15 protein-coding genes and 1 riboswitch are annotated in these 13790 nt (G+C 36.8%); of the genes, 9 read left to right on the top strand and 6 right to left on the bottom strand.

The features are described 5' to 3' along the window. The first annotated feature begins 163 nt into the window (after positions 1-163). Positions 164-265: riboswitch (purine riboswitch) on the top strand. A 116-nt stretch (positions 266-381) separates the two neighbouring features. Then, a complete protein-coding gene (locus tag CVD27_RS23160; RefSeq protein WP_101650850.1) occupies positions 382-1455 on the top strand; it encodes a BMP family lipoprotein in 1074 nt (357 codons plus the stop codon). A gap of 78 nt (positions 1456-1533) precedes the next feature. Here the strand turns inward: CVD27_RS23160 and CVD27_RS23155 are convergent, their stop codons facing one another. Next, complete coding sequence (locus CVD27_RS23155; RefSeq protein WP_101650847.1) at positions 1534-1728, bottom strand: YwbE family protein; 195 nt, start codon at positions 1726-1728, stop codon at positions 1534-1536. Further along, positions 1728-1922, bottom strand: coding sequence for a hypothetical protein (locus CVD27_RS23150; protein WP_101650846.1), 195 nt, complete (start codon positions 1920-1922; stop codon positions 1728-1730). Before CVD27_RS23150 ends, CVD27_RS23155 begins: the two co-directional genes overlap by 1 nt. A 213-nt stretch (positions 1923-2135) precedes the next feature. Here CVD27_RS23150 and CVD27_RS23145 point away from each other — a divergent pair, with 213 nt between their 5' ends. Then, positions 2136-2675 carry a GNAT family N-acetyltransferase gene (locus CVD27_RS23145; RefSeq protein WP_374703099.1) on the top strand — a complete coding sequence of 180 codons (540 nt, stop codon included), beginning with the start codon at positions 2136-2138 and terminating at the stop codon, positions 2673-2675. An 81-nt stretch (positions 2676-2756) separates the two neighbouring features. Here CVD27_RS23145 and CVD27_RS23140 read toward each other — a convergent pair whose 3' ends face one another. From CVD27_RS23140 to CVD27_RS23130, 3 genes are all read right to left on the bottom strand, one after another. Next, positions 2757-4181, bottom strand: a complete 1425-nt coding sequence (locus CVD27_RS23140) for a Na+/H+ antiporter NhaC family protein (protein WP_101650844.1) — start codon at positions 4179-4181, stop codon at positions 2757-2759. A gap of 152 nt (positions 4182-4333) precedes the next feature. Beyond that, the gene (locus tag CVD27_RS23135) at positions 4334-4489 is read right to left on the bottom strand and encodes an Arc family DNA-binding protein (RefSeq protein WP_101650843.1); all 156 of its coding nucleotides are present in this window, start codon (positions 4487-4489) and stop codon (positions 4334-4336) included. Between the two features lie 13 nt (positions 4490-4502). Then, positions 4503-5363 (bottom strand): SPFH domain-containing protein, encoded by an 861-nt coding sequence (locus CVD27_RS23130; RefSeq protein WP_101650842.1) that lies wholly within the window; start codon positions 5361-5363, stop codon positions 4503-4505. 233 nt (positions 5364-5596) lie between these two features. Between CVD27_RS23130 and CVD27_RS23125 the strand changes: the two genes are divergently transcribed. The 6 genes from CVD27_RS23125 (at position 5597) to glnA (ending at position 11206) form a co-directional block, all read left to right on the top strand. Continuing rightward, positions 5597-6115: a YfiT family bacillithiol transferase gene (locus tag CVD27_RS23125; RefSeq protein WP_101650840.1), complete on the top strand. Its 519-nt coding sequence runs from the start codon at positions 5597-5599 to the stop codon at positions 6113-6115. A gap of 14 nt (positions 6116-6129) precedes the next feature. Then, positions 6130-6648 (top strand): DinB family protein, encoded by a 519-nt coding sequence (locus tag CVD27_RS23120; RefSeq protein ID WP_219621329.1) that lies wholly within the window; start codon positions 6130-6132, stop codon positions 6646-6648. A gap of 69 nt (positions 6649-6717) precedes the next feature. Further along, positions 6718-6918 (top strand): hypothetical protein, encoded by a 201-nt coding sequence (locus CVD27_RS23115; RefSeq protein WP_142384129.1) that lies wholly within the window; start codon positions 6718-6720, stop codon positions 6916-6918. 136 nt (positions 6919-7054) lie between these two features. Further along, complete coding sequence (locus CVD27_RS23110; RefSeq protein WP_180960414.1) at positions 7055-8224, top strand: DUF3800 domain-containing protein; 1170 nt, start codon at positions 7055-7057, stop codon at positions 8222-8224. A 117-nt stretch (positions 8225-8341) separates the two neighbouring features. Then, a complete protein-coding gene (locus CVD27_RS23105; RefSeq protein ID WP_101650834.1) occupies positions 8342-9484 on the top strand; it encodes a YecA family protein in 1143 nt (380 codons plus the stop codon). A 375-nt stretch (positions 9485-9859) separates the two neighbouring features. Further along, positions 9860-11206 carry a type I glutamate--ammonia ligase gene (gene glnA / locus CVD27_RS23100; RefSeq protein WP_374703098.1) on the top strand — a complete coding sequence of 449 codons (1347 nt, stop codon included), beginning with the start codon at positions 9860-9862 and terminating at the stop codon, positions 11204-11206. A gap of 145 nt (positions 11207-11351) precedes the next feature. Here the strand turns inward: glnA and CVD27_RS23095 are convergent, their stop codons facing one another. Beyond that, complete coding sequence (locus CVD27_RS23095; protein ID WP_101650830.1) at positions 11352-11576, bottom strand: ABC transporter; 225 nt, start codon at positions 11574-11576, stop codon at positions 11352-11354. 432 nt (positions 11577-12008) lie between these two features. On the opposite strand from CVD27_RS23095, the gene CVD27_RS23090 reads away from it, so the two are divergent. Further along, positions 12009-13784 carry a PhoX family protein gene (locus CVD27_RS23090; protein WP_257984468.1) on the top strand — a complete coding sequence of 592 codons (1776 nt, stop codon included), beginning with the start codon at positions 12009-12011 and terminating at the stop codon, positions 13782-13784. Positions 13785-13790 lie beyond the last annotated feature (6 nt).

Raw genomic sequence — 13790 nt, 5'->3', positions numbered from 1 at the left:
AAGAATATATTAACATGATTTAAAAGTATTTTCAAAATTTATATCATTCGAAAAAATATTTATTATCTAATTTTATTTGATGTTGAACTAAAGGATAGAAAACGTTACAGTTATATTAAAATAACATTTTTGTTGACGCATTTCTAAACTATTTATATAATTACTGAGGAAAACAAAATAACCTCATATAATCATGGCAATAGGGGCCATAAGTTTCTACCCGGTGACCGTAAAACACTGGACTATGAGGGAAAGCATTTTTTTATTTTGAGTATCGGTTGTTTTATGCCGTCCATTCCCCGTACTCAAGCTTTCTCTCTGGAAGCTTGAATACGGGGTTTTTTGTGATTATATTAACCAAGGTTTTGGAGGAAAAACAACATGAAAAAGCATCAAATTGGGTTGGGATTATCGCTTATCCTAGCAGCAGGGACACTCTTAGCTGCATGTGGTAAGACTTCAGACAACAAACAGGATAATACAAGTGGGAACAAAGGGTTTTCTGTAGGAATGGTTACTGACATCGGTGGTGTAGATGACAAATCATTCAATCAGTCTTCATGGGAAGGTCTAGAAGCATTTGGTAAAGCGAATAATATGAAAAAGGGCAAAGGCGGATATGAGTACGTCCAATCTACTTCCGATTCAGATTATACGACAAATCTAAATACACTATCTCGTCAAGGTTTTGATTTAGTATATGGTATTGGTTTCTTAATGCAGGATGCAGTGGATCAAATTGCTAAAGAACAAAAGAATACTAAATTTGCAATTATAGATTCTGAAGTTAAGGAGCCTAATGTAGCAAGCATTCTTTTCAAAGAGCAAGAAGCAGGTTTCCTTGCAGGGATTACAGCTGCAATGACAACGAAGACTAATCATGTCGGTTTCATCGGTGGTATGGAAAATGCAGTAATCGAACGTTTCCAAGCAGGTTACTTAGCCGGTGTTCAAGCAGCAAAACCAACTGTAAAAGTGGACGTTCAATATGCGGGTGCTTTTGATAAAGCCGAACTGGGTAAATCTATCGCTTCTAAAATGTATGCTACTGGAGCGGATGTCATTTTCCACGCCGCAGGGGGCACTGGTAATGGCCTTTTTAAAGAAGCGGTTGACTTAAAGAAAAAGGATCCTAATCGTGAAATTTGGGCCATAGGGGTAGACCGTGATCAAAGCGACATGGGGCAGGATGTTGTTCTTACCTCTGCGCTTAAACGTGTAAACGTAGCTGTGGAAGATACGGCCAAAAAAGCGAAAGACGGTAATTTCCCTGGTGGAAAGGATATACTTTATGGTTTAGCTGAAAATGGAGTTGGTTTAGCACCTATAAATAATAAGGCGGCTAACAAGGCGGCTATTGAAAAAGCTGTTAATGAATGGACAGACAAGATTAAATCTGGAACACTAAAAGTTCCTGGAACTCTAAAAGAATTAAAAAACTTTAGCGCTAAATAATTTAATTGTAAAATAAGTGAATAGAAGAGTGGCGATACAGCCACTCTTTTATTTATTTAGTAGCATTGTTTTATTTTTTTAGCTATGAATAACCTGTACACGCCCGACTTGTCCATCTGTAAGTCTCACTTTGATTCCGTGAGGATGGGAGGTGGATTTTGTAAGTATATCCTTCACAATTCCTCTTGTCAGTTTCCCTGTTCTTTGGTCGGCTTTTAAGACAATATCAACCGTCATTCCAGGCTGTACGTCTTTCTGATTTCGCCCGTTCATTAAACACCCATTTTTCTGCGGGTATTGCTTGGTTTTTTCGTTTGCTGGCTTCTCATTTTTTGCGTAGCTTGATCGCCATTTGTCACTCCCTTACCAGAAGAGGATTGGTTCTTTTTATTAGCAAGCTGCTGTTTCATTAGCTCTTGCAGGCTGACCTTTTTTTTAGATTCTTCGGTTTTATTATTTTCAGTCATAGGAATTCTCCTTTTGTAAATATGTATTGTTAGTACAGTATAATCTATTTTGAAGGATAGTGAAAGAAGAGCTAATGGAAATTAGAGCAGATGTAATTCCAAAGTGAGTAATCTATCTTTCTATTGAAAATTTTTAAGGAATTATTGGGATATTATGCTAAAATGTATAATCTGATTCACATTTTAAAAAGGGAGGGCTTTGTAGTGATTGTTATGCAAAAAGAATGTTTGGTTAATCATTTGCGTTATCTTATCCGATCCGCAATGGAAAAAGATGCGAAACAGTTATCTGAAGTAAGAGTGCAGATAGATGGTGAAACAGAAAATATGGATAGGGAAAAAGGCGAGGCATACATAGATGAACATGGCTTTAAACAGATTATTAAGAATGACACTGAAAGTCCGAATAATCTATTCTTAGTGGCTGAGGTTGATGGAAAAGTAGTTGGTTTTTCAAGATGTGTGGGAAGTCAGCTGAAAAGAAGCTCACACAAAGTTGAATTTGGAGTCTGTGTTTTAAAGGAATATTGGGGATACGGTATTGGTAGAAGTCTTTTAGAGGAATCGCTTCAATGGGCAGACGCTAATAGCATAAAGAAAGTAACGTTGAATGTTCTTGAAACGAATGAAAAAGCTCGAAGGCTTTATGAAAAGTATGGATTTGAAGTGGAAGGGGTTTTAAAAAAAGACAAACTTCATTCAGATGGAAAATACTATAATACTATTTTAATGGGAAGATTTAATGTAGACTAAGTTAATTTCCGAACTTATACAAATGAAAGAAAATGGTCAATGAACCAAGATCTCATTGACCGGCAAAATCTTAAATGTTTTTTAAATTAAAAATAAAGCGCTAACTACATACAAAACAATCGCGATCGCAGCGCCAATTATTGAAATCTTTAACTTATACCGTGCATACTCAACGAGTGGCATATCGAGAATAGACGCTGTCGTTATGGTGGTATCACCCAATGGTGATGTTAAAGCACCAAAGGCTCCGCTGGCAAACACAGCACCGACCGTGAGTGGAATCGACGCACCGGTAGAAGCAGCGAGGGACATTCCTAGAGGCATAAATAATCCCCATGTCCCCCATGATGAACCAATAAAGTAGCCTATTAAAGACCCAAGAACAAAGATAGTAACTGGGGTTAAAAAAGCCGGAAGAAAGGATCCTAATGTCGAGCTTATAAACTTTGAAAAACCTAAATCCTCTGCGGATAATGTCAAAGACCAGATGAGAACTAGTAAACTGATGGCCTCCATCATTTGGTTTCCTCCATCATAAAAATGGTACAGAATTTCATGTAACGGTTGTCGTCTTATAATGTAAAACACAAAAGACAAAACGAGCGTGATAAACACAGCTAAAAGCATAACAAAGGTGGCATCGGCCGTTGAAAAAGCATCAAATACCGTCTTTGCCCCTTTATCCGTACCGTCTTTCCACAATAGGAATAAAGAAAGCCCCAGGAGCAGGAACACAGGGAAAATTAAATGCCATGGCTGGGCTTTCACCAAGGACAATTCCTTTTGTATACCCGCCCGATGGAATTCATTCCCTTCGGCATCTAATTGTTCATGATCACATGATCGGGATTGATTTTTTTTCGAAGGATTCCAAAAGGTAAAGAGTATACCAATCACTAACATCACAATCGCAAAAAAATCAAACAAGATACTTAATAGAAAAACATGATAGGCAGACATATCTAATTGTAACTTTCGAATACTTCCTTCCACCAGGGAGACCATAAATCCTACAAATGCGGTGGCCACAGGTAATAGCACAATGACTGACTCTGTTGAAATATCCATCATCATGCCAACCCGTTGCTTCGGAACATTTATTTTTTTAATAAGGGATTTAACGACGGGGCCAATCATCATAATTCGAAACATAGGCATCATAAATGTGAAAGGGAGGGTAAGCCAGATGAGACCAAGCAGTCCGCGCTCTGTTTTAATCCTTACTCCAATCCATTCGGAAAATCCTTTGATTCCGCCAGATATATTCATCATGCCTACCAGTCCGCCAAATAAATACAGAAACCCGATAATTTTAATATTGTTTCCATTGGACAGGGTGGTGACGATATAAGATACCGTTTGATAGGCACCATGTAATACATTAGTCTGAACAATAAACGCCCCGGCCAGTAAACCAACTACAAGCCCCGGCAGGATGTTTTTTAGCCATATGGACATGGCAATGACAATAATAAAAGGTAACAGAGAAAGCCAAGTATGCTCCAAAGTCTCTTCCTCCGGCAATTGATCTTAAACTATTTGTTTATTATTGCCAAGGTGGTGGACAATATGTTAAATATTTTTTGCTGGAGACAAAAAGAAGTCACACAAAAAAGCCCATATCTTACAAGAGATACAGGCTTTTGTTCACTTGATGTCTAATCTTTTTTCATTCTTCCCGCTTTTTTGGCAGCCTCTTTTAAAATAACTTCTATTTGGGCGTTTACACTTCGCAGCTCATCTTCGGCCCATTTTTCCAGTACTTCGTATAATTTTGGATCAATTCTAAGCGGAAAAGCTTTTCTTTTACTCATTTTCTACACAACCTTAATAAATACTTCCGGTATTAATGATTGGTTGTGTACCTTTCTCTGAAACAATCGCGACCATCAGGTTATTGACCATCTGCGCTTTTTTCTCTTCATCAAGATCCACAATAGCTTGTTCGGTAAGCTGGTCAATAGCTGCTTTGACAAGACCGACTGCACCATCAACGATAACTTTACGGGCGGATAAAACAGCTTGTGCCTGTTGTCGTTGAAGCATAGCAGATGCGATTTCGGAAGAGTAGGCAAGGTGCATTATTCGTGCTTCAATCACATCTACCCCAGCAACATCCAGTCTTTTTTGCAGGTCATGAACAAGTACATCAGCAACTTCATCGCTATTTTGTCGAAGTGTTAAAGTATTTCCGTTATTCTCGAACGAATCATAAGCATACGTACTGGCAATATGACGAATACCGGTTTCACTTTGAATCTGGATAAATTTTTCATAGTTTTCTACATCATACAATGCTTTGGCAGCATCTCTAACTTTATAGACAACAACAGCCGCAATTTCAATTGGATTACCTTCTAAATCATTAACTTTTAATTTCTCACTGTTAAAGTTGGTCACACGTAATGAAACACTTCTCTTAAACGTAAAGGGGATAGTAGCCCAAAGACCCTGATCGCGAATAACGCCAAGATAGGTACCGAAGAACGTTAAGACTTTAGCTTCATTTGGCTGAACAATGGTTAAACTTGTGGCAATAATTAAACCTAAGAGAAACACTAATACTCCACCTATTTTTTCAGCAATAGCAGCTCCGGTAACGATCAGGTAGATACCGAAACCAATACAAACTAGAGCGATGATCAACGCGGCAAAGCCATTCATTTTAATAATTGATTTTTCCCTCATTTAAAACCCCTCCCAAAAGGTAAAAGTGATATAAAAGTGATATCACTTTTATATCATTATACTATGAAATATAGAGTTAGTGAATATTTACCAAACGTTCTCTTTTACTTTTTTTTGAACTGCTTATTTATTCGATTAAATATCAAGGGAAAAAGGATTTAGAGGTATAAATAAAGAATTTTGTAATAATGTGAATTTAGAGTTACCTATAAACTTTATGGGAGGAGTACTTTGTGGACGAAAGATATCCTATTGGAAAATTTGATTTTAACGGTGAAATGACAAATGAAGTAACTAATGGTTGGATAAAGGAGATGGAAGAATTACCAGGACTTTTAAGAGATGCTGTAAAAAATCTCTCTAATGAACAGCTTGATACTCCATATCGTTCTGGTGGATGGACGGTTCGACAAGTAGTTCATCACCTTGCGGATAGCCATATGAATGCATATGCGCGTTTTAAATTAGCCCTCACCGAAGAAACTCCAACCATCAAACCTTATGAGGAAGGAAAATGGGCAGAGCTGCCCGATAGCCAATTACCAATAGAAGTTTCATTATCTCTTATTGATTCGTTACATAAACGGTTAGTTAGTCTTTTATATCATCTAAAGGCTGAAGATTTAAAAAAAACATTTATGCATCCAGAGTCAGGTGAAGTTTCAGTAGGTAAAAACATCGGCCTTTATGCTTGGCATGGCCGACATCATCTTGCACATATAACCTCTTTAAGTAGCCGAAAGGGCTGGTAGAGATTTCATGGTAAATGAATAAGAAATTAAATGGGGTGAACGAAAAAATGGAGGAGAATAAAAAGATTAGAGAAGAAGTTTTACATTCTGTAACTGGTTTGACAGATGAACAGCTAAATACTCAAGTACATGAGGGTCGTTGGTCCATTATGCAGGTGCTTCATCATCTATATTTGCTGGAGCGGGCCATTACTTATGCGATTTCAAACCAATTGGCAAATGGAGAGTCAAAGAATGTAAGTGATAAACCGATTCATTTAGCAGTTAACCGTTCAACAAAGGTAAATGCGCCTTCTGTTGTGCAGCCGTCGAATAAATTTATTTCGTTAAAAGAAATGAAGGAAAAGTTATCTCAATCACGAGAGGCATTATCGAAAGTGATTAATACAGCTGACCCATCATTATTAGAGCAGCGGGCCTATCCACATCCAATCTTTGGGGAATTAAGCTTAAAACAGTGGATCCCACTCATTGGTTTACATGAAAAAAGACATCTTGCACAAATTGAAGAATTGAAGGAAGAACTTACCTAGAATTTGGTTTAGATGAAATTTAATAATAATAAGGAGGTTTTAAACTTTAAATTAAAAGGAGGAAAAAGTTTGGCACGAGACAACTCTAACTCCAAATTTGCGAAAGAATCTTCTAAAACTGGTGAGGTCAACCAGCCTTTGATGTCAACAGGGACAACTGAACCTAGTTTTGATTGGGTTCCAAATGAAACAAATGCAACTACTGCCCCGAATATTGGGGATACGGTAATCGGTGAAAAAGAAAGAAATGGCAGTAACGACATAAAATGAAATCCTATTTGAAATGGACACTATACACTTAGTGTCCTTATTTTTGTAAAATACCAACTGCCAATAGGAGGTATCAATGAAATTTTGTTGAACTTGTATATAACAGACAAAATTTCATTTCTAGGTGGTGGGGAAATTGGAGGAAATCCAATATGCTTTTATAGATGAATTTGGTGACTATCGTTTTGATTTTGAAAGGGGTAATGGATCAACAAACTTTATTATTGTCTCTATTCTTATAAAAGAATCAAACAAAGAGCGGATTGAAAGAGAGCTCAAGCAGATTAGCCAAGAGTACTTTCAACCTGGAGAAATTGACCCAAACATCATTGAACAGAACCCAAACAAAACGATGCAGTTTTTAAATGATATAAAGGATTTACCATTTAGTGTGTATGCCTATGTTATTGATAAACGAAAAATAAGAGAAGATCATGGGATTCTGTACAAAACCCCATTTCTCAAATACCTAAATAGAAAAATTTATGATGACTTGAATCGAACATTTGAACAACTGGATCTGGCAGCAAATGTCCAAGAGTCCAAACTGTTTATTCGTGAATTCAAAACGTATATCAAAACACGTAATATTCCAGATCTATTCAATTATTCTACATTCGGGTTTAATAATACACATTCAGAAATTTTACTTCAGTTAGTAAACCTTATTACCAGGATTCTTGCAACAGGATATGAAAGGACTGCTTTTTCTAATCAATATCGTTCTTTTTCTAAAATCTTTAAAAGCAAGATTGCTGCCATTAACCTTTTGCCCCTAGACTACAAGAACTTTCTATTCGACTACCAAACAGAACATCATCATTCTAAATATGATGAAATAATTATCAAACAATCAGTAAATTTAACTTATAAATACATCGAAAAGCATCGAAAAAGTGAAGAAGAGGAAGAGAAACTTAAACTTGATTTTCTTAAATTTCTATTGTTCAATTTGAAAGAAAATCCGGATGAATATGTGTACACAGAAGAAATATTAGACAATCTTAATGCCATTCGAGATGTGAAATTGACTCCACATAGCTTTCGCTCATCCATTGTTTCGAAGCTGCGTGATAGTGGATTACTCATTGCCAGCAGTAATAAGGGCTACAAATTGCCCGTATCTCTTAACGATTTATATGATTTTGTAAACCTTTCGAGTCTGACTATTCATCCGATGATTCAAAGAATATCAAAGTGCAGGGACCAGATTCTTCTTACTACAAATAATGAAATCGATATTCTTGAGCAAAAAGAATACGATTATCTAAAAAGAATAATCGATTTTGGGAAACTTAAGATATAGTTTATTAGCTCAGTCATTTGGACTGGGCTATTGGTGTATTGCCTAACCCAATTTGGTAGTATTACTGAATTTTATCAAATATAATGAGTATAAGTTTTAAGTGAAAGGACTTATCCTATGACATTCTTAGAAAAAATTAAACCACATTTAATAAGTAAGGACCCCATAATCCAAGAAACAGTTCTTCATGCCCTACACGATTATCCGTGTGTACCCGAAGATTGGACAGTTGAATTACTAAAGGAAGCGTTTCAAAATATGTCGAAACTGACTTCCATTCTTATTTATGTAGAAAATCAAACCTTCAATGAAGAAGCAGTTAAGATTTTGTTGGAGAATATCCCCATGATGGACCCAGCTAGAGTGCATTTAGCAATGAATCTTATAGACCGTATTTCTCCGGAACTTGCACTAAAATGTAGGGGGCAGCTTGAAAAGTATATTAGTAAGGAAACATGGACGTTGTACGAACTAATCGTCAATGGGACGGAGGAAGAAGTATACAAGGAATATGGAGGGACACTATTTGATCTTGATCATGCAAAATCTTTCAATCATCCGTTATTTACTAAAGCAAAAAAACTTGCAGCCTGCATTGTCCGGAATGGCTGGGTAACTGAAAGAGAAATCGATTTGATCATAAAAGACGAATTAGAAGAAGACTGGTTTTCATTTAATGGAATTTTGACCGTTTATATGATTGGATTACTAAAATTAGAAAAGTATATTTCAACTTTAGCAAGTCTATTAAACCGTGATGATGATGTCTTGTTGGAAGAAGCTGCATTCGCGTTAATTGGTTTTCAATCGAATGAAGTTGTAAAAGAGGTTGCCCCATACCTTAGGAAAACTGAATCGATTATTTTTGCCAGTTCTGTAGTTGAAAATGTTAAAACGGATTTCGCCATCCAGGTTTTAAGAGAGGCATACCATGATGCTGAGGAATTAGATGATCAAGATTTACTTTTTGAGGCACTTTGCCATCAACTCTCTAAAGATGTTCTAACAGAAATTTCAGATCACCTGGAGAAGGAGTACACCTCAAACCTAGTCGATGTAGAACAGGCGGCCTATGGCTATTATTCCATTTTAGGGGAGCAGCACCCAGAGCTTAAGTTTTGGAGACAATCAGTATTAGAAAGAGAACTTGAAATGAATCAGGCAAGCATGCAAGTAACTGTCCCACAAGTTAAAGTAGGGCGGAATGATCCGTGTCCTTGTGAAAGCGGAAAAAAATATAAAAAATGCTGCGGGAAGTAGGAAGAAACTATTTATTTTTATAACAAAAAATGACCTATTCATCGTGTTGAATAGGTCATTTTACTATTAATACCCTCTAAAACATACTGCTCTTTTATAAACACACCAGAATCCGCAATACAAGTGTGTGTGTGATAGATAAGTTTGCATAATATCGCATAATTATTCAATCGAGTCAGCCTATAATATATAAATTACCTTAATATTCCTGAATGTTATTGAAAACGCTTTCTATTAAAATGGCATAAATATTCAAAAAAATATGTAAAAAAAGATTGTCAAACTATGATTTTTAAAATATAATCTAGTTATATAAAACGATGTAACAAAATATAACATGAAAATGAGAGGTAATGTGACGTGACTGAAACAGTAATTTCAAACTCATCTGTAGAAGCAACTTTAGAGCAAATCAAAGAAATTATCAAAGAAAAAAGTGTAGAACTATTACACTTGCAATTTGTCGATATTGAAGGGATTTTAAAACACGTCACTGTTACAAGTGCACAATTTGAAGATGTTGTCGAAGGGAAAATGATGTTTGATGGATCTTCTATCAAAGGTTTTTCTCCTATTAATAAATCTGACCTTTATCTTCAACCAGATTTAAATACATTTGCTGTACTTCCTTGGACAGTAGAAGAAGGATATTCAGAAGCTCGTTTCCTATGCTCAGCAGCAAATCCTGACGGAACTCCTTTTGAAGGAGATACTAGAAATGTTTTGAAAAAGACCGTAGAACGTGCAGCGGATAAAGGATATACCATTTCAGTAGGTCCTGAGTTAGAGTTTTTCTTATTTAAAAACGATGACAATGGATATGCAACTACGGAGTTAACGGATAAAGCGGGTTACTTTGAACCATCTCCACATGATCTTGGCGAGCGCGTTCGTTTAGAAATCTACCGTGCTTTAAAAGCAATGGGCTTTACTATTGAAGCTTCTCACCACGAAGTAGCAGAAGGACAACATGAAATTAACTTTAAATATTCAGATGTATTAACAGCAGCTGATCTTTCAACTACTTATAAATGGGTTGTAAAAACAGTAGCGAAGAAATTTGGCATGCATGCTACCTTTATGCCAAAGCCAGTATTCGGAATCAACGGTTCTGGTATGCACGTTAATATGTCCTTCTTCGAAGGAAGCGAAAATGCGTTCTTTGATCCATCTGATGAGATGCAATTATCTGAAAAAGCATACCAATTTATTGCGGGTGTATTAGAAAACGTAAAGGGCATTGCAGCGGTAACAAACCCGTTAGTAAACTCTTATAAGCGTTTAGTACCTGGTTACGAAGCTCCTTGTTATATCGCTTGGTCTGCATCAAACCGTTCAGCGTTAATTCGTATTCCAGCAAAACGTGGTCTTGCGACTCGTGTAGAATTACGTTGTCCAGATCCATCTTCTAACCCTTACTTAACATTTGCAATGATTGCATCTGCAGGTTTAGATGGAATTGAAAAAGGTCTTGAAGCACCAGCACCAATTAACGAAGACATCTTCCACATGAGCGAAGAACAAAGAGTATTCTTAGGTATCGATAACTTACCTGGAAGCTTAGCAGATGCAGTTAAGGAATTAGAAGCTGGGGAAATTGCTTTTAATACACTTGGCGAGCATGTTTATAATGAGTATGTTGCTATGAAAAAAGCGGAATGGGATAGCTACCGTACAGCCGTTCATACTTGGGAAATCGAGAACTATCATTCTAAATTCTAATTCTAAAATAAAAAGCGGGACAGGGCTAATCAAAGCTCCTGTTACCCGCTTTTTTTATTTGGTTTTGATAAACGTTGCCTCAAAAAATAGTAACTGTTTTTAGTAATTTAGTTATTGAATGATTACTAATTAACCCTTTGCTTGATTAGCCGCGGTTATGCCATGCCTTCTTAAATACGTAGTATCCAAAGATAAGAAAAGCAAGGATACCAATTAAGACAATTAGGAATTTAATAACCGTAACAATTAAACCGCCTAGACCAATGACTCCAAGCGCCGTACCAATCCACCCCAAATGGACAGATAGTATCCAAAATACCCCTGTTAAAAATCCAAGAAAAAGTGCCCAGGAAGAAGAATTCTGACTCATTTCATTTCACCTCCTGTCATCTGTTGTTCACCAACATTGTATGCGGTTTCTTTTTGAAATGTTTTATGAAAATAGAAAAAAAGGCAAAAGACCTAAAAAATAACTAAAACACCGAAAAACATAAACGCGTACAATAATTATATTAATTAATAAATAGTTCGTATTTTTTTGGAAATCATGCCTGAAATATGTAAAATGTAAAATATTATGGGCAAATAACAAATGATATGTAAGGAATGCAATAGTTTTGAAAATTGAAAAACAATACATATTGAATAACTTGTAGAATATAGGTATGAGGTAAGGATGTAAATTACATAAAAATAAAAAATTCTAAAAATTTACATAACTCAAACAAAGGATTAACTCGAACTTAATGTTTAGCTGGTACTGTTACAAGAGTAAAGCCAACACAAATAGGAGTGAGAGAAATTGAAAAAAGTAATCGTACCAGTGCTTGCCGCAACATTTACACTATCGTCTATGCATGGAGTATTGGCTTCATCCAATGAACCCAGTAAAATTAAGTCCGTTGAATTTTTCGGTATGAACGCACCGAAAACCCAGCAAGAAAAAGCGGAGTTAATGTATTCTAAGGCATCTGTGGAAGTGACATACAATAACGGAACTAAGAAGACAGTTCCTCTAAGCTATGAAACCTTGTTCAGACCTGGCGATGTGATTAACGGTAAAATCGCGGGAGTGACCATGAATGCCAAAGGACAAGTTATGACGAAATCCGATGGAACTCCGTATGTATCAACAGCACCTGATATGAATAGCTTGATGAAGGTCCCAGGGTTACCTGAGAATACATATTATCTGATTAGCCACTATGAATCCATGCCTAAAAATGAAAATGGACTAGAAAATCCAGGAACCATGAGTCTCAGCACCGTTAAGATGGATACGGCTACAGGTGAATTGACCGTTGTCGATATCAAACCTATTGATTTTTCAGCCGTTCATGGGATTTGGAAACCGTGTGCTGGATTATTAACTCCATGGAATACACATCTTGGCTCGGAAGAAACTGATCCAGATGCTAGAGCACATGAAAAAAATCCTTCTGCATCTGCCGTAACCAATTTCATGAAAAACTATTATAATGATCCAACTATTACTGGAAATCCTTACTACTACGGCCACGTTCCCGAAGTAACAGTGGACTCTAAAGGTGGAACAAAGGTGGTCAAACATTACAGTATGGGAAGAATGGCCTTCGAGCGAGTAAAGGTAATGCCAGATAATCGAACCGTTATTTATGGAGTCGACAGCAACCCTGGTGGAATGTTTATGTATGTGGCAGACAAAGAGAAGGATTTATCCGCTGGCACACTTTATGCGGCAAAATGGGTACAAACTGGCATGGAAAATGGCGGTTCGGCTAATCTTGAATGGATTAAGCTAGGACATGCAACTGACAAAGAGATAGAGAAGCTTGCTGACACCACCAAATTCAGTGATATCTTTGACGCAACAGACGATGCGGTAAAAGGAAAAGCGGAAGGATATAAAACCATCAAAACAGCAGCGAATGGCGGAAAAGTAGAGTGGGTAAAAGTGAAACAGGGAATGGAAACCGCCGCAGCGTTCTTAGAAACTCATCGCTATGCTGCATATCTCGGCGCAACTGTTGAATTTAATAAAATGGAAGGTCTTGATTTTAACGAAAAAGACAATAAAGCATACGTGGCTATCTCCTACCAGGAAAAAACGATGTTAGCTGACCCAACTGCCCCTGCAGATGATATTCAGCTTCCAAAGATTAGTGCAGGTGGAGTCTATGAACTTTCCTTCCAACCTAACAGAAATACTATGGATGGCAGGAAAATCAATAGTCATTATGTACCAGTTAGGATGCAAGGAAAGTTAATGGGGGAAGATCTTGCAACACCGGATGCAGAGGGTAATACTGCAAACGTTGATAAAATTGCAAATCCGGACAATGTTGTTTTTTCACAAGATATGAGAACCTTATTTATTGCTGAGGATTCTGATAAGCATGAAAATAACTATACTTGGGCTTACAATGTTGATACCAAAAAACTCTCCAGGATTTTATCCGTACCTGGCGGTGGGGAATCCACTGGTTTACAAATGGTCGAAAACCTTGACGGACATACGTATCTCATGAACAGCTCCCAAAATCCTGGATATGTTGGCTATCTTTCAGGGCTTCCGTTTATGGGGAAAGATAAAAAATAAGTTGAT

Origin of the sequence: Neobacillus cucumis (genome assembly GCF_002860255.1) — a bacterium.
GTDB lineage: Bacteria > Bacillota > Bacilli > Bacillales > Cytobacillaceae > Neobacillus > Neobacillus cucumis_A.
The sequence above is the reverse complement of the archived record's forward strand: the minus strand, read 5'-3'. Positions and strand labels throughout refer to the sequence as shown.